The organism is Rhodopirellula sp. SH410, from assembly GCF_055811895.1.
This window is the reverse complement of record NZ_CM147949.1, coordinates 1,342,882-1,368,435: the sequence shown is the minus strand read 5'-3', so window position 1 is coordinate 1,368,435 and position 25,554 is coordinate 1,342,882. Positions and strand designations below refer to the sequence as shown.

Sequence of the window (25,554 nt, the reverse complement as noted above, 5' to 3'; positions counted from 1 at the left end):
AGAAAACCCCGTGAATTCAAGAAATAGACAAGTTGCCTATGGTAGCGGTTTTTCGCGCCACGTCAAAAAAACAGACCGGGCCCAGCAAAGAGAGGCTAGCGCCAAAAATCTCGATCGGAACCCATGATCCATCAACGGTCTCGATGCGACGTGGGCTGTAGTCTCGATCGCGTTCGTATTGCCCGGCGGAGTTTCAATCGACGCGTTAAGACGACGGTTCCTCAAGCTACATGTTGGCGAGCGGTTTCTCAGCGGCAATCGCTCGGTCCATCCGGGTTTGTCGTGGATAAACCCCGCATGTTGGATTTTAAGCAGGTTCGGGTTATTCATTCCCCATCACCCGAACCTGCTTAGCTCTGTTGGCGGCGGGGTGGGTGTTCCCGGATGCCTTACGGCATTCGGCGCAAATGGTTGTGGATTGGAGGTTAGGGGCGGCGGCGGGATGCTGGCGCGTGACGACGGGGGGCGGGTGAGCTAGACTGGCGGTTGTTTGCGACTGCTCTCCCGCCTCGGACCCCACCTCCATGCGACTTGCTGATTTGTTTCGCGCCCGCGATGTGTCGCGGATTGAATCGCTGCGTCTGGTCGCGCGCCAGGCCGTCGAGGGGCTGGCGGTGGGGCGGCATCGATCTCCGCACAAGGGTTCGAGCGTGGAGTTCAAAGAGCATCGTCCCTACGTGCCTGGCGACGAGTTGAAGAATATTGACTGGAAGGCATTCGGCAAGAGCGACCGATTGTACATCCGGGAGTTCGAGGAAGAAACGAATCTGCGATGCATGTTGCTGGTCGATCAGAGCGGCAGCATGGCGTACGGCGGAGAGCGGGCGAGATCGCTCAGTCGTGAGGCCCATGGGGCCGCATCGGCTCCGTCGACGGCGCCGCCTCCCACGTGGTGGGATGGGACGAAGCAGGAATACGCGACGGGCTTGGCTGCAGCGTTCGCGTACCTGATGCTCTCGAATCAAGATTCCGTGGGTGTGATGACGTTCGATGCCAAAGTTCGCGACTATGTTCCACCGCGGATGCTGCCATCGCACTTGAACGTGGTCTTAAACACGCTTGCCCAGGAACGCCGTGGCGGCGAAACAGATCTCGGCACGGTGCTGCGTCAAGCCTCGGTGAAATTACCACGGCGTGGATTGGTAGTCTTGATCTCCGATGGCTTCGGCGATGTCGAGTCGCTCGGCCGATCATTGACGCTGCTGCGTGGTGGGCGGCAGGACGTGGTGTTCTTACAAGTCGTCGATCCCGACGAGCTGGATTTTCCGTTTCATGAACGAATTGATTTCCGCGATCTCGAAAGAGATAATCGCCATGAGGTGATTGACGCGCGTCAAATTCGCACTCGCTATCTCGAATCACTGCGTCGGCACAACGACATGATTACCGCTGCCTGTCGCCGCAACCATGTTGATCATCTGCTGATCAGCACCGATTTGCCTCTGGTGGATTGTTTGTCACGGTTCATCACGATGCGTCAGGCCGGGCCCGTCTCTGGATTGGCTGGCGACGCGATTCATCGTCGCTCGGTCATGGAGGAAACGCCATGAGTTTCATTAATGCGGCAATGGCATTCGGTGCGGCGGCCTTTGTTGTTCCACTGGCGATCCACTTGCTCTTTCGCAGTCGTTTTCGCACGCTCGATTGGGGTGCGATGTTTCTGTTGCAGGATGTCGTCAATGCGAATCGTCGACGCATGCAGTGGCACCAATGGATCCTGTTAGCGTTGCGTTGTGCGATTCCAATTCTGTTGGCGCTCGCGATGGCACGGCCGCTGCTCTCATCGATCGGAGGGCAGTCGATGGCGGGCAAGACGCCGGTTTCGTTGATCATGATGGTCGACGACAGCCGTTCGATGTCGGCGGCAACCCGTTCGGCTCGCGCCATCGATGCCGCGACCACGATACTCGATTCGATGTCCCGGCGTGATGAGGTCATCCTGATGTCGAGCAGCCACTTGGGCGTGCCACCGACAACCGGCTCGCCACGTGACGGGCGAGAAAAACTTCGCGATCTCCGCTTCGACGGTGCTCCGATGAAGATGACCGAAACGCTGCAGGCGGCCATCGACGCGTGTCGCGATGCGGCGCACCCCTACCGCCGAATCGTGCTCATTTCAGATTTCCAGGAGAATACGTTCCAAAGGGCCGGTGCAGAGAATGCGTCCTTGTTCCTGGAGTCGATTGACCATCTGAGTGAGCGATTGGCGGGATTCCAGCCCCGGCCGCAAGTCGATTTCCTCGACATTACTGAAGCGGATGGCGACCCCCATACGCTCGCCAACGTGGTCGTCGAATCAGTACAAACCGATGCACCCGCCATTCTCGTCGGGCAACCGGTACCGCTCACCGCGACGATCCGCAACGACTCGGAACTGCCGGTCTCGAACTTGCGAGCGGGTTGGATGGTCGATGGTCGTGTGGTTGATACACAGACGGTATCGATCGAAGCGCATGGGACAGCGAGTCTGGATTGGCAAACCACGTTCGAAAATCCAGGAGGCGCGAGTGTGGGATTGTCGATTGAACATGCCGACGCGATCGCTGCGGACAATCGTCGCGAGTGGGCGATCGAGGTACTCCGTCCGATCCGCGTATGGTTGGTCGATGGCCAACCGTCGCGAGAGCCTCTGGAGAGTGAAACGGATTTCCTGAAAGTCGCGCTCAGTCCCTTTGCATTCCAAGCGGCCGTTCGCCGCGGCAATTCCCGAGTCTCCACGACGCGTGGCAGGGGCGGCCGGTTGAACGTCGCGAGGCAAGATCTCGTTGCCACCCAAGTGATGTCGGAGCGTACACTCACCAACAAACTGGAGCCGATGGTTGCGGCCGAGCAACCGGCCGACGAAGGCACCGTGGATGCGTTTCCCGATTTAATTGTACTAGCCAACGTGAAACGACCGCCATCTTTGCCCGATGGCACCGATCCGCTCGAACGCTATCTCGCTGCCGGTGGACGCGTATTATTTTTTGACGGAGAGCAGATTGACGCATCCGCATGGGCGGGTTGCCCGTGGTTGCCAGCGACGCCCCAGCAGGCCACGAGTGCGGAGGAGGTACCGTTTCGCATCGAGCCACCGGGGTCGAAGCTGGCGGTTTGGCAATCGCTCGGGGACGCGGAAGACTCGCTGTTTGATTCCGTGGAAGTTTCTCGTCTGCGTGCGATCACCCCCGCAGATAAATCCGTATCGATCTGGCTCCGCACCGCTTCCGGCCGGCCATTGGTTGTGACCAAGACGATCTCGCCCGCAGTAAATTCGGGAGCCCCGGATTCGGGTGACCCCGATCCAGAAGCCCCCGATTCAAACGAGCTGGATTCGGGCGAGCTGGATTCGGGCGAACTGGGGTCGGGCGAACCGGGGTCAGAGCGGGCAACGATCGCGGGGCGGGTGGTTCAGTTCGCGATCCCCTGCGATACGGCATGGTCGAATTTGCCGCTTCGTCCCGTCTTCCTGCCGATGATGCAGGAATTGGTGATGGAAATGGTCGGTTCGGACTGCCCGGGCAGCGTGCTGCCAGGCACCGCAATGGTTATTGCTCCGGTGTCGCCTCTTGATGGGGATGATGTCGGGGTGTGGCAGGTGTCCACGCCCGATGGGAGGACGCAGACGCTCTCAGACTCATCCCGACGGCCACTCGTGTTCGGTGACACGCAGTGGGTCGGTGCGTATCGATTCCGGAGCGTTGGAGTGGGGGATGCCGGTGAGACGACCGACTCGGTACCGGACACGGGCAAGGTGCCGATGCCACTGGCCCGGGTCGTTGGCGTTCCGGCATCGGAGTCGACACTGCGCGGCGTTGCACCGGAGCTGCTGGCGGAGTGTGCTGAGCGACTTGAGGCTGATCGCTATGGTGACGCGGGCACACTCGTCGCGGCGACGAAGCGGGATCGATTTGGCGTTGAGATTTGGCGTCCGCTGCTCTGGTTGCTGTTGGCGGTGATGGTCAGCGAAGTGGTGTGGCAGCAACTTGGTGTCACCCGCTCGGCGAATCGATTTGCACGCCCTCATTCCCAGGCGACGACATGAGCGACGTGTTTGCGAACCTGCGATTTTCGAGTGATCTACCGACGTGGCTGATCTGCGTGGCGGCATTGGCCGCCGGTTTGGTCGTGATGGTGCTCTATTTGCGAGAGACGGCGAAACTCGGTGCTCCTTGGTCGTGGTTGCTTCCAGCGATGCGCGGGACCGCTGTGGTGTTGGCATGCTTCCTCTTGGCGGGGCCCGTTTGGCATCACCGGCAAGTGGTCGGTAATCCGGCCCGGGTGGTGTGGGCGGTTGATCGCTCGCAGAGCATGGCGGAACGCGATTCGCAAACCCAGAGTTCCCCCAATAGGCTGCGGCGGGCAACGGATCTGTTGTTCGGACAGACGGGCCAGGAGGGGTGGGTTGAGCAGTTGCGTGAGACGCATCTGATGGACGTCGTTGTGTTTGATGACACGGCGCGACTGGCGTGGAGTTCCGCCACGGCAGAGGCCGCACCCGTTTTTGATTCCAGCGATCCGCCCGAACCGGCACAGCAGTTGGACGGACAATCCAGAGCGTTGTTGGAAAATGCCGACGGGCGCGACACGGACTTGAGCTCGCCGCTGCGGGCGTTGGCGGAGCGTACCAGCGGGGGTGTTTCTGGTGATCGCACCGCCGAGAAAGCATCACGAGCGGTCGTACTCTTTACCGATGGGCGTGATTCCGCCGGCCGTGCCGATGCGGGCGAAGTTGCCGCGCGGCTCGCCGATGTCGGTTGGACAGTGCACTCGATTGCGATGGGAAGCGTGGACGAGCCGGATGACATTGGTCTCGTCGATATCGACGCACCCCAGCAGGTGGCTGATGACGGTCATGTGGCGGGACGGATATGGGTCAAACACTTTGGACACGAAGGCCAGACATTGCGGGTCGCCATCAACAGCGGTGAGCAAGTGGTTTGGTCGGACACGATGGTGGTCACAGGAGACGGGAACTCGCCCGTCGATTTTAATTTCCCTGTCGAGCCACTGATGCAACAGGCAACCCAAGGCGATGTGCGTGGTGTTGATCGCGACATGGTGGCGTTGTCGTTGTCGGCGCACGTATCGTTGGTGGGTGATCTGTCGCAACGAGCGGAGCAGTCGGCTGAAAATCTCGCCTCGACGGCGAGCTTGGATGCCCAGTCCGCCAACAACTCGATGGAATTTCGCATTGCCGCAGCGAGCCGGGATCGGCGTGTATTGATTCTCGATGGCTCAGCGCGTTGGGAAACTCGCTATCTGCGAAATCTGTTCTCGCGTGATCCCGCTTGGGAGGTCGATACGGTCTTGTTTGGTCGCGGAACCGACATGCGGCAGGTCCGCCGCGGTGACGCCCCCGGCGAATTGCCTGAATCAGCGCGAGCTTGGGCCCGTTACGACGCGGTGATTTTGGGCGAGATCCCGCCGGATCAGTGGACCGATCAAGATGCCGAGCAGCTATCCGAACTGGTGGCGGGCGGTGGCGGGCTGATCGTTGTCGATGGTCGTTACGGCCGCATTGCGGAGTTGGCCGAGCAGACCAATATGGCGGGTGTGATCCCCGTTCGATTTGATACTACGCAGAAATTTTTCAAGAACATCCGTGCGATTGAGCCGACCGCGGTGGGCCAATCGCACCCCGTGATGCGATTGGACGTGCGTGGAGACCAGTCGCCCAGCAAGGTCAGCGAGATCTGGTCGCACCTGCCAGCGCCCACGTCCATCGACGCGGTCACGCCGCAGGCCGACGCCGAGGTATGGGCCGAAGCGATTGACGATCAAGGGAACCAGAGTCCATGGTTGGTCACACGGATGTATGGAGCCGGGCGAGTTTTCTATCTCGCGTCCGACCAAACATGGAGATGGCGGTACCGAGTCGAGAGCCGGTTGCAGGGGCGATTCTGGAACCAGTTGATGACCGCTGCGATGCAGCCACCCTATGCGGTCCGTGATGCATTCGTTGCGATTGGGACGGATAAGATTGACTATCGTGTGGGACAGGCCGCGACGATTCGGGTGCGGTTGTTGAATGCCGACCGACGCGGCGGCGATGGGGCGCCCGCGGCGACCGTGGACGCGGTGCTGCTCCGCGATGACCAGCCGATTGCGACCGTGCCGCTACGTTTGGACGATGCCGAGCGGCGGACGTATCTTGGCGAGACAGGCCCCTTGCCGGCTGGCGATTACCGGTTGCGGGTTCGCGCCAGCGGCTACGATGCGGCGGCCCTCAAGGCATCGACACCGTTTTGGGTCGTCGCGCCGCGCTCAACCGAACTCAATCACGTGTCCGTTGATGCAGCCGCGCTGCAGCGGATCGCATCATCGGGCGGCGGAGTCGCCGTGCACGAATCGTCGGCCAACGAGATTTTGGCGTCGCTCGATTCGCTCTCCGGTGGACGGATCGTGGAGTCCGATACGCTGTTATGGCAGACCTGGTGGATCTTCGCGATCATCGTGGTTCTGCTCGCGGTGGAATGGTGGTTTCGAAAGAAAGTGGGGTTGATATGAGTGCAGCGAATTCATCGCGATCGGGTACCGGCAGCATGCTCTTGACACCTCCGCCGGCCAGCCCTCACGGTTCCAACGAGTCTCCGAGCCCACCGGCGACGAGCGAGCTATTGCCGCCAACACGTTCGGCAATTGAGCGATTTGCTCGTCGCCGAGCGCAACTGCAGTTTGGTCGTGGGTTGGCCGTCGGCGTCGTTTGCTTGATTGTAGGCATGCTGATGCTGGTGGTCATCGATTACTTCTGGTCGATGGCGACGCCGTTACGCGCGCTGGGAACGCTGCTCGTCGACGTGGCGGCGTTGATGGCGGCATGGCTGTGCGGCGTGCGTCAATCGCGAATGCGGGATTGGACGGCGATCGCGCGGAGCATGGAAGCGGCGACGCCGCCGCTGCGGGAGCGTTTGCTCTCGGCGGTTGAACTCGAAGACCCGCGCCGCGCCAACGGTTCTATTGAATTTCGCTCATCACTGCAGTCCGGGGTCGCCGGCGAACTTTCATCGATCGACATTCGCCGTATGCTGCCATGGCGTCTCGTACGAGCGGCGCTGTTCGCCGCTGTGGGTGCGGGCGTGGTCGTGGCGTTACTGAGTTTGATTCCGTCACTGCAACTCCCCCGTCGCCTGGCCCGCGCCTTCGTCCCCATCGCACCGATCGAGCGAGCATCGATCACTCAACTCCGAATCACCGCCCCGCAGCCTGCATCCAAATCGGTTGCACATGGTGATCTCGTCGCCGTGGTCGCTGCCGTGAAGAAGTTAGGACGTGGAGAGGTCTATCTGCAATGGCAGAGCGATGACGGAGGGAAAGGGAGTTTGCGAATGTCACCGCGTACGGTGATGCCCGTTGAGGAACGAGCGGAAAATAAGTGGCCGAACGCTCCGCGGTCGGAATGGTCGACCGCGGAGCGTTCGGCCACCATATCAGACAGTCATTTTCCGCTCGTTCCTAAGGATGGATCTACCAAGGGCGTATCCGGTGAACAACCTACCGACGCGAGCGATCCCCCCGCAGATCAGTCCGAATCGTATGCGATCAATCTGCAGGTCGATCGCAGCGTCGTCCACTATCGAGTTCTCGCCGGGGACGCGGAGTCGAACTGGTATACGTTGACGCCCATGCCCCGACCGCATGTCGTCGAATTTGCCAAGAAGTACCATTTCCCCTCCTATGTTAAGTTGCCTGATGTGGAGTCGATCGAGGAGTACGGTGACCTCGAAGCGTTGGTGGGAACACGGGCCGAAGTAACCGTCACCTTTGACCAACCCGTCCGCGCGGCGCAGGTCTGGTTTGGCGACTACGGCAATGACGTTGCCGTCCCGATGCAGAGCGTCGACGACGATCCCAAGCGTTTTCGTTTTGAAGTGGCGATCCAAACACCAGGCAGCTATCGCATTGACGCGATCAGTTTGCAAAGCGAACTCGATAACCCCTTTCTGCCACACTGCATGATCGATCCGATCATCGATCGGGCACCGACCGCGGTCTGGTCGGCGTCGATACCGACCCGTCAAATGTCCTCGTCGGCTGCCGTGCTCCGTTTTCCAGGGAGGATCGAGGACGATGTGCCGATGGACCACTATGTGATTGAGTCGATCGTCGACAGTGGGCCAATCCGCGAACGCGTCGTGCCGCTCGATCCGATCGCAATGCAGCAAGAGATTGAGTGGAACGGTGACTTGATGGACCTCAGCGGCAGCGGCACTCAGGGTGAGGCGTTACCCGCCGGCACGCTTTTGAGAGTGCGCTTAGTTGCCTTGGATCGAGGGGGGAAACGGGGCGAATCGGATTGGCGGTATGTCTACATCGCCGGTGAGCAATTTGATCCCAATCGCCATGCAGCACTGTTTGCTTGGCAAGCCCTCGTCGCAGATCTCAATCTGTGGTTTACGGACCTGCAGGATTTGACCGAGCGGATCAAGACGGCCGCTCAGCAGGCACAAGAGCACACCGATGCCGAGGGGTTTGCTCCCGATGGTACGTTCGCAACGGAACTCGATCTTTTGGATCGACGCTGGCAAAAAATTGCCGGGCCGATGGATCCGAAAGTGTTGCAAAGACTAGCTCAAGAGCGAGCGATTGATGATGTCGCTGTTGAGCCGAACACGCTGTCCGAAATGATGTTTCGCAGCCCTGATTCCGTTTTGACGGATCAGGAATCACTCATCGACCGCTATGCGGTGGCGACCGTGATGGAGCTCCAAGGAACGATTGAGGCCTGGCAGTTCGCCTCTGACCTGGGCGAGTCGCTCGCGGAACCGGATCGCAAACGCGCCGTCGACGCCGTCGCTGCGGCGGCCCGCCGGGTCCAGGGGCGGGTCAAGTCGGTGAGCGAATTGCCCGCTCGATTACTGGCCAGTCAATTGGCCAAAGCCCTGATTCGAGACTGGAATGCCATCGGTGAACAAACCTCGCTGCTGGTCGACGAAGACTCGTCGGTGCCAATCGAGCGACTTCCAGGGCAAGCGAGTTTATTGGCCGAACGGATCCGGCAGGTCGAGGAGTTGATCGAGTCACTCGATCATGATCTGCCCGATGAAACGCAGCGACACCTCAAGAACCTGCGGCGATTTTTGGCTGAGTCGATCTTCCGAATCGAACAAGCGAACGAAAAATTACGGTTGGATCGCAATCCCGACGTGGAGAAAAACTTTCGCGACTCCATCGCTGTACTCCTGAAGGACATGCAGCAACATCACACCGGCGGCTTTGTGCACGGGAATACATTCAACAAAATTGCAGGAGCGGTTCGGGATCTCGGTCGCGAGGACCAACAATCTCGGGCCGCGATCGAAACACTTCGACGCGACGGGCGGGAATGGATGGTGTCTCGCGAACGTTTAGATCGAATTGAAGAGCAGCAGAATAGCGAGGAGATCGCACCGCTGGTCGCCCAAGAGAAACTTCGCCATGAAGTGTTCGCGGCCCAGCGAAACGAATTGATCCAGCGATACGACCGTGCCGAGGCACGGCAACGCGTGAGGCCCGACATGAACGTTGCCGTGGCAAGCGATTTCAAATTGGTACGTCAGGTGATCGAGCACGTTACCGGGAGCGAATTCGTTCCCATTGCCGACGAGAGTCCAGCGCAAATTCTTGACCGGATTAGCAAAGCGGCCACTCGATTGGAAGCCGGTGGGCAGCTGATGCGTTTGGCCGCCCAGCTACAAGACATCGCTGATCGCGAACGCTTCGGCAACAACCCCGCCGACCGGGCGATTGACCAGGGCATCCGTCTCGAGCACTTCCAAGTATTTTCTGAAACGCCGCTGCAGCAGTTCCGCTCCACTGAGATTGACAACGAAGTTCTTGAGGACTTGCAGGCCACACGCTGGGACTCTGATTTCTCTCAGGCCCGTCAATGGATTACCCAGCGGCGATATGATTCTCGGCCCTTCCTGTCCGCAGCCGCTCCGGTGCAGTCACTGGCGGACCGCTACCGCGTTGCAATGCCGGCGATCCAAGCGGTGATGGCGGAAGCTCGCGAGACGTTGCGAGCATTCTTGCCGACCACCAGTGAGCTTGCCAAGGAAGCCGCCGATGAGGCGAAGAAACTGCGTGCGAAGAGCCAGTCCGAGCCTGATCCGTCGGAGTCCGACAAGAGCGAACCGCAGTCCGAGGCAAACGCATTGGAGCAGTCGATCGACGACCTGCAAGCAAAGGTCGATCGCCTCGCCGATGACTTGGTCGACCGCGCCAACGAGGCTGATCTCAGCAATGCCGCCGAGCGTGAACTCGCTCGCGATGCCGATGCCGCATTGCAGAAAATCCAACAACAGATGGATGCGGTTTCCACACCGCTGCGCCAGCCGGAGAAGTCGGTTTCGCCTGCCGAAGCGAACGAAAATCTCGAGCAACTCGCGGACACGCTCGAAACGACCGCCGCCCATTTTGCCGCCGCCGAGGCGGGAGAGGAACTATCGCAAACTCGGGAAGAACTGCGTGAGAATCGAGAGCTCGACGCGCTCGAAGAATCGCTCCAGGATGCGTCCGCGACCAGCGACCTGGCGCAGACAAGTCCCGAGGAGCTCTTAAAACAGCTCGAACGACAACTCCAGCGAGATCCACCGATGCAGGCGGACCTGTCTGATATTTCTCGACGCACGGTTGCCGATGTCGAACAGGCCGTCCGCGCCGCAGCGGATCAGGAGGATCGGCTGCAGAGAGAACTCGAAAAAGCGGACCCCCAACTGTTCGAGCGGAAAAAGCAGTTGCGCGACCAACTCCGTTCGCTTTCGGATCAATCTCGAGCCGTCAACGATCAGTGGCTCAATGCCGCCGAACGAGCCAGTGCTCGGGCGGAGAACGAAGCCGCTCGCGAAGCAGTGCGAGAGATGCGGGAGGAACTTCGCTCAGCGGCCGAGCAGGCAGATCGGGTGCAGAATGACCAGGCCCTGCTCGAGGAAATTCATGCGGCGTCGCAGCAACTCCAAGAAACGCTTCAACATGCGGCTGAGAAATCACGCGAACTGTCGCAGGAAGCCAATCAAGCCGCCGGAGAGGAGATTCATCCGAGCGAGAAGTCTCGCGACCAACGCGCTGAGCAACTGGAGGCTGACCAACTGCGCACGCAAAACGAATGGATCAAATCCCTCGGACGCCAGATTCCACAGTGGCATCAGCGACGAGAGGAGGCGGGGCGGCGTGTCCAGCAGGCGGAAAAACAGAAACGTGACGCCGAAAAACAACTCGATCAAGCGGAGCAGCAGCTCCAAAAGAAGCCAGACCAAGAATCACTGCAGCAGCGTGTGCGAGAGACGCAGCAACGCGTCGATGATGCGTCGCGAGCAGCCGAAGCAGCAACCGGCACGCGACAAGCCGCTGAGCAAGCCGAGCAGCAAGCCGAGAAGTTTACCAACGTGGCCAAGAAAGAACCCGTGAACAAACTGGAGGCCCAAAACCCGACGGCTGAGTCGCTGGCCCGGGCCAGTGAGATTTCGCAGCATGAAATGGAACGACTCGCCACTGGGTTGAAACGACTCACTCAAGATGCCTCGCCGGGCGAGGCCCCCAAGCCGCGGCGATCGTCCGCCGAGTCGCTGGCCCAATCGCAGGGGCAAACCCGCCAGACTGCCCGCCAAGCGGCCGATGACCTCCGTCGGGCCGCCCGGCACGAAGAACGCCTGGGAAATACCGATGCTGCCCATCAGCTCGACGCCGCGGCAAAAGAACTGCAGGAGACCACCGACTCATCCATCCAAAACGCTCAGGAAAATCTGCAGCAGGCGGCCGAAACCGAGCCCACCGAGTCTGGGGGCGAGCCGGCGAAGGCGGCGCATCAGAATCTCGGGATAGCCGCGGACCAGTTAGCCGACCAAGCCGATGCATTGTCCGTCATGGCCGAAGCGATACGTGGTACCGGTTCGCCGACAGGCTCATCCGACGGTGCGTCCCAGGCTGCCAGCTCGGCTGAACGTACCGGGACGCTCGACGAAGCCGACCGGCCTGAAAAACTCGCTCGGGCGCTCGATGAACTCGATCGCGCGATCTTTGGTTCCGTACCGGCAGAGTCAACCGAGGGCGCGTCCACGGAGGGTGAGGCGGCTGAGGGCAGTGGGCAGACCGCTGCTGGTGAGAGTGGGGATAGCGAGTCTGCCGCGAGTGGTTCGGGCAAGCCGGCATCCACTGCCGGCGAGGCTTCCCCAACCCTCGCCGCGGCAGCTCAGCAGGCCGCTCGCCGACTCGCAGCGGAACGTCAACAACGGCTCAGCCAGATCGCCTCGTCAGGAAAACCCGGTGCCAACGAGGGCGAACCGCCCCAACGTCAATCCGGCAAACCCGGTTCACAATCAGGTGACTCATTCGAGATGCCAGCGGGCGGGTTGCTCAGCCTCGACGACGAAATGCGTGCCGACGGGCAATGGGGAGCACTGCGAGAGAGGGCGAGTGACGACGTGATCCAAGATCGCAAAGCCAGCGTGCCGTTGCCCTACCGCAATGCGATCGAAGCTTATTTCCAAACCATTGCCGGCGAAGCCTCACGGGCTCGCGGCGGTGCCACCGAGACTCGCGATAATCCCGCAGAGGATACGCCATGACCAGTCCAATCACACGTCGCCAGCTGCTCTCGCAGTGGACTGCAGGTGGCGTGGCGACCGCCGGAGCCGCGTTGTTGGGTCGCCGCTCGGCGGCCGATGAACTCACGGATCTCTATGTTCCCGACTCGCTCGATCTCGCAGTCGATCGAGGTGTTGACGCTTTGTTGCGACAACAGGCTGATGATGGTTCGATCGCCGATCGAACCAATGCCACCGCGATGACCTCGCTGGCGATCATGGCGTTGGCCTGTGTCGGTTCCGTCGCGGGCGACGATTCACCTCGCGGTCGAGCATTGGACCGGGCGATCGAGTACGTGTTGCAACCACGCAATCGAACAGATGGTTACTTTGGACGGCAAGATGGATCACGGATGTACGGGCATGGCATCACCACGTTGATGCTGACCGAGATATTGGGCATGGGCTCATCGATCCTTCAGAACGAGCGTATCCACGAGGCTCTCGATGGGGCGATCAAGGTGATCTTGAAATCACAGTTGGTGACCAAGCCTAAGAACATGCAAGGCGGTTGGCGGTACACGCCTGATGCACGGGATTCCGATCTCTCGGTCTCGGTGTGGCAGGTCATGGCATTGCGTTCGGCAAAGAACGATGGACTCGATGTGCCCGCTGAAGCGATCGACAACGCGGTTACCTACCTGGAGAACTCCTTCACCTCTTCGCTCAACGATGAGGGCATTCCGCGTGAGCGTGTCAACGGATTTGCTTACATGCCGGGAACGTACTCGCCCACGTTCACGATGACGGCGGCCGGGTTGCTTGCGATGCAGACCTGTGGTCGGTACGACTCGCCACTGGTCAGTGGTGCGGCGGCGTGGTTGATCGAACATCCGCCGCGCAACAACGACCGTTTTTTCTTTTATGGAATGTACTACTACGCTCAGGGGATGCATCAGGTCGGCGGTGAGGCGGCGGAGACGGCGACGCGATTGACGCAAGAATTGCTGTTGCGGGTCCAGACCCGAGCCGGCCACTGGATCAGCGGCGACGGCGAAGAACGCAACTTTGGTATCACCTACGCGACGTCTCTGGCGATCCTCAGTCTCGGCGTTCGTTACCACTACCTGCCCATTTACCAGCGATAGGCGGTTTTGTGAGGGATGTCCGGTTCCCAATTGGCACCGCGTCGGATCCGCCTATAATGGGGGCCACACTCGAACAGAGAGACCGGCCCCCTCCCCCGGATTCGCCCGAACGGCTCTTCAAATCAGCAGTCTCCTTTTACCGGAGGCGAGATTTGAGGGTTGCGTTCGATTCCGGAAGACCGGAAAAACCACTGTCGCTCACCCCGCTGAGCCGATAGTATTTCGTACGAACGAATTCGGCTCGGCGAGCCGAGCGACCATCACACATCCCTCAACTAGCACCATACTCTATGACTCTGGCCGACCAATATCGCTCCGATGGCTGTGCCATTTCGTTTGAACTCTTCCCACCAAAAACGGCCGATGGAATTGATTCGCTGTGTGAGAACGTCGAGCGATTGATGCAGTTTCAGCCACGGTTCTTCACCTGCACGTACGGTGCGGGCGGATCGAGCCAAGGGACGACACTCGAGGTGCTGCAGCGGGTCAAACAAATCACCAATCTCCCCGTAGCCTCGCATTTGACCTGCGTTGGATCCAACACGCAACAACTCTGCGAGTATCTACAGAAGGCAACGGAAATCGGTATCGATTACATCGTGGCGCTGCGGGGCGACCCCCCCCAAGGCACCACTGAATTTTCCGTTACCGAGGGCGGCCTGCGGTATGCCAACGAACTGGTCGAGTTGATTCGCAAAAACTTTCAAGACCTGGGCATCGCAGTGGCCGGGTATCCTGAGGTGCATCAAGAAGCGAGCGACGCGAAAACGGATCTCGATAATCTCAAACGCAAAGTCGACGCGGGCGCAGATATCGTGATCACACAGTTGTTCTACGAGAACGCCGATTTCTATCGTTTCCGCGATGACTGCGTCGGCGCGGGGATCGACGTGCCGATTGTGCCGGGGATTCTGCCTGTCACGAACTTCAAACAAGCCCAGCGGATCGCCGGGATGTGCAAGGCGGTGATCCCGTCAGGGCTCGCCGATGCGATGACCAAGGACGACTCGGCTGAACACCAATTCCGCGTTGGCGTTGAGCACGCCCGCCAGCAAACGATTGACTTGATCAACAATGGTGTTCCCGGCATCCACTACTATGTCCTCAATCGCTCCGCCGCCGCGGCTGAATTGCTCGATGGCCTGCAGATGGCTGGGCAAGCCTAGCGGCGTGTTGATTTCATGAGCCGAATTGCGTGAGCGGCCGGGCGGTTCGCGTGGCCCGATGCCCGATGGCACTCGGCTCACCATTGCCGGTCGAACTTCGACTCGCTCACCCGCCTGCGAGTGGTCACGAGACAATCAAACGGGGCCACATGATCGGTGACGACCGTCGCCCGAGGGTGGAATCCTCGTTCTGATGAACGCAGCTGCTGTGCGTCATCATTCGCTGTCACGCTCGCTCAGGTGACCATGTAGCCGCGCTGTGCTAACTTCGCTGCCAGCGTTCGTTTCGGGCCGTAGTCGCCGTGTACCAACCGGATTTCGCTGGGCGGACTCTCCATCTCTTGGACGAACCGGATCAAGTCCGCTTGATCGCCGTGCGCCGAATAGCCCGTCAGTTGGTGTACCTTGGCAGCGATGTCGAACTTGCGTCCGTCGAGTCGTACCCAGTCGCTGCCTCGGGAGATGTAGTGGCCTGGTGTCCCGCCGGCTTGATAACCGGCAAAGACAATGTCGGTGCGGACATCACCAATGAAGCGTTTGAGGTAATTCATCACACGGCCTCCCGTGCACATCCCACTCCCGGCGATCACGACTGCCGGCAGGCCGTGCTCCTCGACCATGTCCAGTGTTTTCATGTGCTCGGTATGGCTGCCGACGGTTGTGAGATTTTCAAAGACGAGCGGTTGGTCATCGGTCTGCAGCACCACCTGCGCCTCTTCTCCCCAATGATCTTTCATTTCTTTGTAGAGCGATGTGAAGCGTGTTGCCAAGGGTGAGTCGACAATCACATCAACGCGATTCATCAGCGTGTGGTGCTCCGTCTTCTGCACGCGTTCAAAAATCCCATTGAGCTCGTAAAGCAGGGCTTGAGTCCGACCGAGCGAGAATGCGGGGATGATGGTCACCCCGCCATCGGCGAGCGTCCGCCGAATGATCTGCTCCAATTCCGCCTGGCGATCCTTTTGAGTGGGATGCAGGCGATCCCCATAGGTGCTTTCGAGCACCAAGAGATCCGCCCGCTCGGGACTCTCAGGAGGGTTCAGCAGCGGATTGGTGCCTGCACCGAGATCGCCGCTAAAGACAACCCGTTTGCCCGCGGGAAGTTCGACTTCAAAGATGGTCGACCCCAACACGTGTCCCGCAGGCAGCAACCGAACTTGGGCACCGCCGGGTAGGTCGTGCCACTCATGGTAGGGCAGCGGCCGGAGCAGTCGCCGGATCTGATGAGTGAATTTTTCGATCAAATGCTTGGACCGCGTGAACCCAATTCGCAGCGCATCTTCCATGACCAGCGGCAGCAGCTTGGCCGTCGGCACGCTACAGAAAATCGGTTGTTCAAATCCTGCCGCCATCAGGTACGGCAGTCGCCCCACATGATCAATATGCACATGCGTCAACAAGAGGCACTCGATACCACGAAGGGAGAATTCAATTTCCGGATTGGGATGCTTCTTCGCATCGTTGCCCTGGAAAATCCCGCAGTCGACGAGCAAACTCGATTTCTTCTTGTTCCAGAACAATTGATGGCATGAGCCAGTGACGCCATCGTATGCGCCATGGTGAACGAGCATGAGCAGCGGCCGGAGTGGGAGAGTAGGGGAAGATGAGGCGATTCTAGCACGCTCGGTGACTCGACGCCGACGAGGACAAGCTACATTGCAGCGATCCAATGGGGGCGTGTCGACATCGGGGTAACTCAGGCAGGGCAATACACGAACGAGTCCATTTCAATGCGCTGTGGAAGTTTGGTTGAGTATCCAACGGATTAGAATCTGCGCGGCTTCGCTTTGCCGCTCCGATCGAGATACCGCCGACAGCACGAATTCATGGCGGGATACGATCGGGTCGCTATCGGAATCCATTGGGCGACGGGCTAATGAGACAAAGATGTGTCCGTCAATTGCCGCGGGCGCATGCGGGCCGAGATGCCCGGTGATGGCGGCACACCAATCCGCTTCGTGGGTGCGCTGCAGCAGGCAGCGAGCCATCTCGTCGGTGGTCTGGCTGCTCTCGGCGGTGAATTTCCGCACGGTGTCGGGGTCGACGCCGAGCCAGTCGGATTTGGCGGACGGGCGGTATGTCACGGCGCTCCCACAAAACACATCGCTGGCTCCGGGAACGCCACCGATGAGCGCCGCCGCCATCCCACACGTACAACTCTCAGCCAATGCGATTCGCCACGAGGAATCGCGTAAATGATCGACGAGCTGAGTCGCCTCGGCAAACATGGGGAGTGTCATCGAATGGGAGTACTCTCGGCGATGGGGCGACTACACGCGGCGCAGCCACAGGAATTGATAGGGTTCTAAATGCACGTCTTCGGCCGTGGTAATGGTTTGGCCGGTATACAGATCCTCGAAAAACCGCCCCATGCCCGCGGTGCGGAGCCGATTGCTGTCGACCGTCTGCGGATACTCGCTGAAGTTTGAAACCACAATCACTCGGTTTCCGGCACTGGCCCGCACGTAGGCGAGCAGCTGCGGTGACTGCGTCGCCATCAACTCCATATCCAAGCCCGAGAAGGCCGGTGTCTCTTTGCGAATCTCAATCAGCTTTTGTAGCGATTTGAAAATCCGTCCTCGAATCGATCCATCGTCCCCCAGTTCGTCGAGATAGTTCCACTGCATTTTCGGGCGGTGAACCCAGCGAGTATCACCCGCCTTAGCGGGATCTTTGACGAAATCGTAGTCGTTCAACGTGCCCCACTCCTCCCCCAAATACATCAGTGGAATGCCGCCGACGCTGAGCATGGAGGCATTGAGTAGAAGGATGCGGCGAATGGCCAATTCCTTCAGGTCGGCGCGGTCTTGCTCAATAGCCTGTTCCAATCCCGCGAGAGACGCCAGCGTGCCGCTGATGCGCATGTCACCGGTGTCGACATTGTGTTGGAACGGCACGCCGCGCGCAAAGGAGCCTTCAAACTGGCCCGTGTAAAATGCATTCAGGAAGTGTCGGTGGTGATACGCATTGATCCCCACTGCGGCAGCATCTTCATCGTCAAACGTCCAGCCAATGTCATCGTGACAGCGGAGGTAGTTGACCCATGTGGTTTGCGCCGGCAATTTGTGGCGTCGCGAGAGAGATCGCTGCAGAAGTTTGGTGTCCCGCGTGGCGAGCGATTCCCATAGCAATGCCATCAACGTGGGATTGTATGAGGTTTGGCACTCCCCTTCGCTGATGTACTTCACCACTTCGTCAGGATGCACGATGGCTTCGCTCTTAAAGACCAAACCAGGAGCGGCAACGCGTGCGCAGGCATTGAAGGCCTGAATGATCTTGTGTGCCTCGGGTAAATTCTCGCACATCGTCCCCATCTGTTTCCAGATAAACGCGACCGCATCGAGTCGTAGCAAATCCACACCGGTATTGGCGATAAACAGCATCTCGGCGAGCATCGCCCGAAAGACTTCCGGGTTGCGATAATTCAGGTCCCACTGAAAACTATTGAAGGTCGTCCAGACCCAACGTTGCATTCCATCGTGCCAAGTGAAACTGCCCCGGCGCACCGTCGGGAAAATCTCTCGCACCGTTCGTTCATACTGGTCGGGGACGACGCGATCAGCGAACAGGAAATAGAAGTCCTCAAACTCTTCGTTCCCGGACTGAGCCTGTTGGGCCCAATAATGATCATCAGCGGTGTGATTGAACACAAAATCGAGCACCAGCAAGATGCCGGCCTCACGCAGCGATGCGGCAAGTTCCTTGAGGTCGTCGAGCGTTCCCACGCGGGGATCGACGCTGCGGTAGTTGCTGATGGCGTAGCCGCCATCATTGTTGCCAGGGCGGACGGCGAAGAGCGGCATCAGGTGCAGGTACGTCAGCCCCAATTTTTGAAAATAGGGAATTTGATCGCGGAGCTTACCCAGGTTTTCGCTGAACAGATCGACATAGAGCGCACCACCCACGATTTTCTCGGAGGTGTACCACCCCGGATTATTGATCCGCTGACGATCGGATTGACGCAGCGACTCATTGCGCATTCGCCATCCCCGGACCAGCGTCATCACGATCTGTTCGAGATGATAGAAAAAATCCCACTGCTCGCCATAGAGCTCCACGAGCAGGCCGAACAATCGCGGCCAGTGACGCTGCAAGCGGTCCATCACTTCATCGATTTCGTCCTGGTCAACGTCTTCGGATTCCCAGAACGACTCGAGCGTCGGAAGCATTCGCTCCAGCGCGATTCTCGCTCGCTTGTCGTTGCGACTCTCGGCAACGCCATGGCCGTCGCGGGATCGTGCATTCAGTTTCAGGGCAATCATATTTTCGCAAAAGCGGCGTGAAGTCTCGGAGAGGTACTGGGATATACGTCACAGAATTGAGTTTGTCACGCAGAATGAAAATCGACTCCGTCAATCAAACCCGGTCAGGCAGCCCTTGCGCTGCGGCACGACATGCTCGACGTCGAAAGCGATCGCAGGAGGCAATCACATGGTTTATAGGGCCGGCGAAGCATCACTGGGCTTGGCATCCCGGGATTCGTTGGTGTCTTCCTTGGATGATTCGGCCTCGGTTCGATCGTTGGGAATGCGAATATGATTGAGGAAATCATAGTACTCGATGCCTTCCAAAACGCCCCTCGCGTGGTGGCCTTGCGCAAAATAAATCCGGGGCAACCCACGCAACTTTTCCAGTTCGGGGCTGTAGTTCCCCACGACGACCCCGAGGGTGGCACCCTTGAGCATCCCCTCGTCGTTGCCGCAGTCGCCCGCGACGAGCATGTGTTCGGGTTCGAACCCCCAACGATAGGCGAGGTGTCTCAGCGATAACCCGCTACCGCCGCGAATGGGGATGATATCGAGGAATGATCCGAGTGATAGGATCGCCTTCACTTTCAAACCGGCTTCACGCAGTTGCTTGCGCACATCGTCGACGGACGAGATGATGTCGGGGTCAATGCGGTAACTGATCTTGAATTCGGTTTGGTCCTTGTCCTTTTGCAGGTAGAGTCCTGGTATCGTGTCGAGCACCTCGTGCACACGGGGACCATCCCATTGGTGGGAGATTTGTTGGTGCCACGACTTGTCTTGCGTCAAACCGCTACCGTAATACAGTTCGGTGCCGACAGCCGTTGAGACCACATCGGGTCGCGGCAGCCCGAGATCATTGATCAAGCTCATCGCCTCGGCGAGCGAGCGTCCGGTATCGATACCAAAGCCGACATCTTTGCCAGCATTTTTCATCAGGTCGACAAACTCATTGAGGGCGTCGTTGTCGCCCGTCAGCGTGTTGTCGAGATCCGTCATGATAATCCGGTCGAACTCCGGCAATCGTTTCGACGTTCGTGTCGGAGTCTGCGATAGAACCGGCGGCACGGAGGTACCGATAATTTCCGAGACATCTCGCAGATAACGATCGACGTGATTTTTCCAACTGTAGTGCTCGCGGGTACCGGAAATCCCCGCTTGGGACCACTCCTGCCACTGCTCCGGTTCACTCAGACATCGCATGATCGCGTGATCGATCGATTCGCGATCGAAGGGGTCGATTAGCAAACCGTTTTGGCAATTCGCGATAATGTCACGTGGACCGCCGTCATTGGTGGCCACAATCGGCACCCCGCTGGCGGCCGCTTCGAGCAGCGTCAAACCAAACGGCTCGGTCATGGCGGGGTTCACGAAAACCCCCTTGCGCCGGGCGGTCAGGCGGTACAGGTCGGGGACGTCCGATGGGCGATGTGATTTCGGGTATGCCACTTTGCCGTAGAGGTTGTAGACGTCGATGAGCTGCAGCACATTGGTGATGACCTTTCGCTGCGACGGAGGCATCGCGCGCAGATCGTCACGGCCTCCCATCACCAGCACGAGGTTTGCCTCCTCCTGCATCTTGGGGTTCTCACCGAAAACACGGACGAGCATCTCGAGGTTCTTGCGCTCGTCAGGACGAGCCATGGCGACGATCATCGGCTTGTCAGGGGCTCGCAAGAACGGCAGCAGTTGATCGTAGATCGGTGGCAATGGCTCGGTGGGATCGTCGGGATAGAAGTTTGTCAGATCGACGCCCGGCGGGATCACTTCCATGCGGTCGGGTTGGTAGTGATGATAGACCGAGTACTGCTGCTCAACCTCCTGGGCGGTACTCGTGATCACCATCGCGGCGGTTTCCAACGCCGTCTCTTCGGCCTCCTCACGGGCTTTGAATTTAAATTTCTTTTCCAGATCATCGGGGGACTTTTTGCTCTTGGATTTCGCTCTGGATTCGAGCATCCGCTCACGTTTCACGCGGCCCAGCGAGTGACCGGTAAACACGTAGGGCACATGCAGCAACCGGGCGAGCTGTGCACCCGCGTATCCAGCATCGGCGTAGTGACCATGAATCAAATCCGGCAGCCCGGTACGGCGATAGTGGCCGAGCATTTGATCGATAAATGTTTCGAGATAGGGCCACAGAGCTTCCTTTCGCAGATAGCGCCGAGGACCAAACGGAATTCGAATGATTTTGGCTTTGTCACTCAATCGCTCTTCGACCTGTGCGTAATCCGGTCCGACGCGATCATCGAATAGTTGGCGTGTCACGAGCTCAACCGATGCGACACCCTCACGTGTCGACAATTCTTGAGCGAGTTCGAGCACATACTTGATCTGTCCACCGGTATCAGCGTCACGGCCGAGTTCGCAATCATGGCCACGGATCAATCCATGGAGACTGAGCAAGGTGATGCGAAGTCCATCGTTGTCAGGCGATTTCATAACGAGATTCAATACTTAACAGGAAGGTAGCTTGTAAAAGTCCGGTGAGTCGCAGGTCGCACCGGCGAGCCCACAAACTTTCGATGCAAACGCAACGGCGTCGCGCAGCGAATTGGTAAACGGACGGCCCATGAGAATGCCGTGCATCACGACGGCGGCGAACGCGTCCCCGGCGCCAACCGGATCGACCATTTTGTCGGGTGAGGGCGACTCGACCTGCAGCGGCTCACAGCACCCCGGCGTGTAGCACAAGGCTCCCTCGGCGCCGCGTGTGACCAGCAATCCAGACAACCGTACTTCCCCCGGATCCTGCTCGAACGACTTTCCCGCGGCCATGGTTTGCTCGACGGCATCACCGCGAACGCCATCGGTCAACTCCGCCAATTCGTCCAGGTTGAGTTTGATATAAGCGGCCGACCGCCGCAGCATTTCGAGTGTCGAACGCTCGTAGTGCGGGGCCCGCAAATTGACGTCGAAGAAAACATGGGCGTCGATGGGATCGTTCAACACCCGATCGCGCAGCCCAACAATCGCGTCCCGCGAGCGTTCATCCCGACAGGCGAGCGAGCCGTGATAGAACAACGCTGGTTGGCCTGCTCGGTGAGAAGACGCTAAACGTTCACTGATGGCTTCGGAGAGTGCCGCGTCAGTACGCGGAATTTGGTCCCAGGCAACATTTCGAACAATCTCGTACTGGGGCTCACCATCGGCTAGCGTCACCTGCACGGTTCCCGTGGGCACCCCGGGCAAAACGGCTACGCCCACGGTCGACATCCCGAAACTCTTCATCCTCGCGAGGATTTCGTGACCGAGGTCATCATCCCCGACAGCACTGATAAATAAGGGATCGAGCCCCAAGCCGGCAAGATTCCACGCCACATTCAGTGGCGCCCCGCCGAGAATTCGCTGGCCACCGTCCTGCTCCGAAAAACAATCCCACAAGACTTCCCCTACGATGATGGCGGCTGGTTTGTTAGACATGTTGTGACAGTCTCCTTCCAGAAAATAAATCAGTGGTAAGCACGGATTCCACGATCACGGGGGTGCTAATCTCCCCTGACAACATACGCCGTTCTGGGCGTGAAACAACCTGCGAGATGCAGATCACACAAAGCTACCCGATTGTAATCGACATGAATAAAACTCCTGGCCCCCGCGCACTCGCCACTGATTTGGACGGAACGTTCCTCCCTCTGAGTGATGATTCAGAAGCCGCACAAGCGTTAGTGCAAATTAGGGGCCAATTGGCTGCTGAAACCCTACCGCTCCTGTTCGTTACTGGTCGCCATTTGGACTTTGTGCTGGAAGCCATCGCTGCCGATGGGTTGCCTCAACCCGATTGGATCCTGTGCGACGTAGGCACCAGCCTGTACGAGCGCGTCGCGGGGGCGGAGACCGCCCCCGGCATACCCTCGCCCGGCACACCCTCGCCGCTCCCGGCCCGCGACGCTGGCGGTTCCGCGACCGTCCAGGCACTCGCGAGCGAGTATCGCCCCAGCGAAACGTTCGCGGACCGCCTCGATGAGATCGTTGGCACGCTCGACATGGAACGGGTGCGAAATGAAATCGGTGAGTTGCCCGGGTTTCGCCTGCAGGAACCGATGAAACAAAAACGACACAAACTCAGCTATTATGTTGCCGGCGAAGCGTTGGATGAGTGTCATCTCGCGGTGGAAGCGTATCTTGCAAAAAATTCGCTGCCCTATGGTGTCATCAGCAGCATCGATCCGTTTAATGGCGATGGGTTGGTCGATGTGCTGCCCCGAGGGGTGTCGAAAGCCTTCGCACTGGATTGGTGGTGCCATGACCAAGGCTACCGCAATGACGAGGTCGTGTTCTGCGGCGATTCGGGAAACGACTATGCGGCGTTGGTGGCGGGGTACCGCGCGGTTGTCGTTGCGAATGCCGATCGGCAACTCGCCGCACGTGTCTTTCGGGCCCATGCGGAACAGGGGTGGACCGATCGCTTGTACCTGGCGTCCAAATCCAGCACGGCGGGAGTGCTCGAGGGTTTGCGTTGGTTCGGTTGGCGACCGGAAAACGGCAACCCCGAGGCAGAGCAGGGGGCGATGCTCGATGATGAGACGTTTTGCCTGCCGTGGGGCGCCGTGCCGGTTGGACACCGCCGCACGCAGTTCACCGTTTTTGCGCCCGCACATGAGACGCTCACGCTGGAGATTGCGCGAAACGAAACACCATCGGATGCACTGGATTTGGTCGAGATGCAACGAAATCGCGATGGCTTCTTCATCGCCTGCGTGGACGACTGCCCCATCGGTACCGATTATCGTTTGCGTCTGGGCTCACCAGCGATCGACGTGGGCGATGGGTCCCAAACCATCCCCGACCCCGCATCGCGTTACCAGCCCGATGGAGTGCATGGCCCCTCGCGCGTGGTCTCTCGTCAATTTCCATGGCAACATGACGATCAACCGCGTACTCAGCGCCGAGAAGATTTAGTCATCTACGAGCTGCACCTGGGGGCGTTCACCTCGCAAGGAACCTTCCTGAGCGCGATCAGCCGGCTCGATGAGCTGGTGGATTTGGGCATCACCGCGATTGAGTTGATGCCGATTGCGCAGTGCCCAGGCCGGTGGAACTGGGGGTATGACGCGACGCACTGGTTCGCGCCGATGAATGCGATGGGCACTCCCGACGAGCTGCGGCAATTCGTCGACGCAGCTCACGCGCGTGGTCTGAACGTGTTCCTCGATGTGGTGTACAACCACTTTGGTCCCGAAGGCAATTACTGGTCGCTGCTGGGCGAATATTTTTCAAGCCGTCACGACACGCCGTGGGGTGCGTCGCCGAACTTTGACGATGGGCCTGCGGCGGGAGCGATCCGGCGGCTGGTGATTGACAACGCAATCTTCTGGCTCAACGAGTTTCATCTCGATGGGTTGCGCGTCGATGCCATTCACTGCATGCGTGACCACAGTGACGAGCACATCACACGTCAATTCGGGCGTGAGGTTCGTGCGTGGGCCGAGCGGGCCGGGCGGCGAATTTGGCTCATTGCCGAAACGAATGTTTATGACGAGTCGATGACCGCGTCCCTGAGCGAAAACGGTTGCGGATTTGACGCCCAATGGGGTGACGATTTCGCTCACGCCTTGCTCGCCTGTGTGCGTTCTCATGATCGTTTGACCGTCCGCTCGTATCAGCCGCATCTCGACCTGGCACGGGCGTTGGAGCGTGGGTTCGTCTTCCGCGGTGACGTCCGTGGTGACCGCGGCCGTGAAGAGATCGGAAACGCCACGGCATTGAGGGTCGATACATCGAGCGTGGTGTACTGCATTCAAAATCACGACTTCATTGGCAACCATCCACTCGGACAACGTTTCCATCAGATCACTGCACCGGAGACACAGGCCGCCGCGGCGACCCTGTTGGTGCTCTCGCCGGCGATCCCGATGCTGTTCATGGGCGAAGAGTTCGCGTGTGAAAACCCGTTCGCCTTTTTCGTCGATTTTGGTGACGAGTCATTGCGTCACGCTGTGGTAGAGGGCCGCCGCCGCGACTATCCACAACATGATTGGTCCGGCGGGGTGCTGCCGACCGAAGCGGAAGCGTTTGCATCCGCTCGCATCGGCGAGGTCAGTGCCGGCAACATCGCCATGCATTCTTGGTACCGTGAATTGATCGCGTTGCGGCATCGGTTCACCCGATCGGGGTTGCTCGCCGGAGAGCATCTGGTGGTCAGGACGGATATCGATCGCGGTTGCTATGCGTTGCAGTTCCGCCGCGGCGATGAGCAATTAATCATCGTGTGCCGCTTGGCCGATCCCGCGCACGCACTGCATCCCAATGACGACGCGATGTTGGAGGACGATCTCAGTGAGTTCCTGCAACTGACCGAGAACCTGCCACCCTGTGTTCTCGATAGCCGCGTGGCCCTGAGCGGTCGTTGCGAGGACTCGGTTGCCCTGCATCCCAATCACGCGGTCGTGCTGTACGTCAATCCCGCTCCGCTGTCGTGAGCCCTTGTCGCGATTCAAACTCATGTTGGCATTGGTGTGGGTTGTGAAAGGAGATAATCAGAATGGTTTTAGCGAATCGGACACTGGGA

At 59.2% G+C, this 25,554-nt stretch carries 12 protein-coding genes; 7 read left to right on the top strand and 5 right to left on the bottom strand.

Translation table 11 applies throughout. The features are described from left to right. Positions 1 to 524 precede the first annotated feature (524 nt). The 6 genes from SH410x_RS05200 to metF all read left to right on the top strand — a co-directional run bounded on the left by SH410x_RS05200 (position 525) and on the right by metF (position 14,796). Positions 525 to 1,550: a DUF58 domain-containing protein gene (locus SH410x_RS05200; protein WP_473675247.1), complete on the top strand. Its 1,026-nt coding sequence runs from the start codon at positions 525 to 527 to the stop codon at positions 1,548 to 1,550. After that, complete coding sequence (locus SH410x_RS05195) at positions 1,547 to 4,024, top strand: BatA domain-containing protein (protein ID WP_473675245.1); 2,478 nt, start codon at positions 1,547 to 1,549, stop codon at positions 4,022 to 4,024. The genes SH410x_RS05200 and SH410x_RS05195 overlap by 4 nt, the downstream gene beginning before the upstream one ends. Next, a complete protein-coding gene (locus SH410x_RS05190; RefSeq protein WP_473677248.1) occupies positions 4,021 to 6,489 on the top strand; it encodes a VWA domain-containing protein in 2,469 nt (822 codons plus the stop codon). The genes SH410x_RS05195 and SH410x_RS05190 overlap by 4 nt, the downstream gene beginning before the upstream one ends. Further along, complete coding sequence (locus tag SH410x_RS05185; RefSeq protein ID WP_473675243.1) at positions 6,486 to 12,524, top strand: hypothetical protein; 6,039 nt, start codon at positions 6,486 to 6,488, stop codon at positions 12,522 to 12,524. Before SH410x_RS05190 ends, SH410x_RS05185 begins: the two co-directional genes overlap by 4 nt. Further along, positions 12,521 to 13,630, top strand: coding sequence for a prenyltransferase/squalene oxidase repeat-containing protein (locus tag SH410x_RS05180; protein ID WP_473675241.1), 1,110 nt, complete (start codon positions 12,521 to 12,523; stop codon positions 13,628 to 13,630). Before SH410x_RS05185 ends, SH410x_RS05180 begins: the two co-directional genes overlap by 4 nt. Positions 13,631 to 13,920: 290 nt before the next feature. Beyond that, positions 13,921 to 14,796, top strand: coding sequence for a methylenetetrahydrofolate reductase [NAD(P)H] (gene metF / locus SH410x_RS05175; protein WP_473675239.1), 876 nt, complete (start codon positions 13,921 to 13,923; stop codon positions 14,794 to 14,796). A gap of 236 nt (positions 14,797 to 15,032) precedes the next feature. Here metF and SH410x_RS05170 read toward each other — a convergent pair whose 3' ends face one another. From SH410x_RS05170 to SH410x_RS05150, 5 genes are all read right to left on the bottom strand, one after another. Next, positions 15,033 to 16,367, bottom strand: a complete 1,335-nt coding sequence (locus SH410x_RS05170; protein ID WP_473675237.1) for an MBL fold metallo-hydrolase — start codon at positions 16,365 to 16,367, stop codon at positions 15,033 to 15,035. Positions 16,368 to 16,523: 156 nt separating this feature from the next. Next, entirely contained in the window at positions 16,524 to 17,036 is a 513-nt protein-coding gene (locus SH410x_RS05165; RefSeq protein WP_473675235.1) for a CinA family protein, read from the bottom strand. Positions 17,037 to 17,066: 30 nt separating this feature from the next. After that, positions 17,067 to 19,058 carry an alpha-amylase family glycosyl hydrolase gene (locus tag SH410x_RS05160; protein ID WP_473675233.1) on the bottom strand — a complete coding sequence of 664 codons (1,992 nt, stop codon included), beginning with the start codon at positions 19,056 to 19,058 and terminating at the stop codon, positions 17,067 to 17,069. A 174-nt stretch (positions 19,059 to 19,232) separates the two neighbouring features. Continuing rightward, on the bottom strand, positions 19,233 to 21,485 hold the full coding sequence (locus SH410x_RS05155; protein ID WP_473675231.1) for an HAD family hydrolase: 2,253 nt from the start codon (positions 21,483 to 21,485) through the stop codon (positions 19,233 to 19,235). Between the two features lie 15 nt (positions 21,486 to 21,500). Beyond that, the gene (locus SH410x_RS05150; RefSeq protein WP_473675229.1) at positions 21,501 to 22,466 is read right to left on the bottom strand and encodes a carbohydrate kinase family protein; all 966 of its coding nucleotides are present in this window, start codon (positions 22,464 to 22,466) and stop codon (positions 21,501 to 21,503) included. Positions 22,467 to 22,618: 152 nt separating this feature from the next. Between SH410x_RS05150 and SH410x_RS05145 the strand changes: the two genes are divergently transcribed. Next, positions 22,619 to 25,465: an HAD family hydrolase gene (locus SH410x_RS05145; RefSeq protein ID WP_473675228.1), complete on the top strand. Its 2,847-nt coding sequence runs from the start codon at positions 22,619 to 22,621 to the stop codon at positions 25,463 to 25,465. Positions 25,466 to 25,554 lie beyond the last annotated feature (89 nt).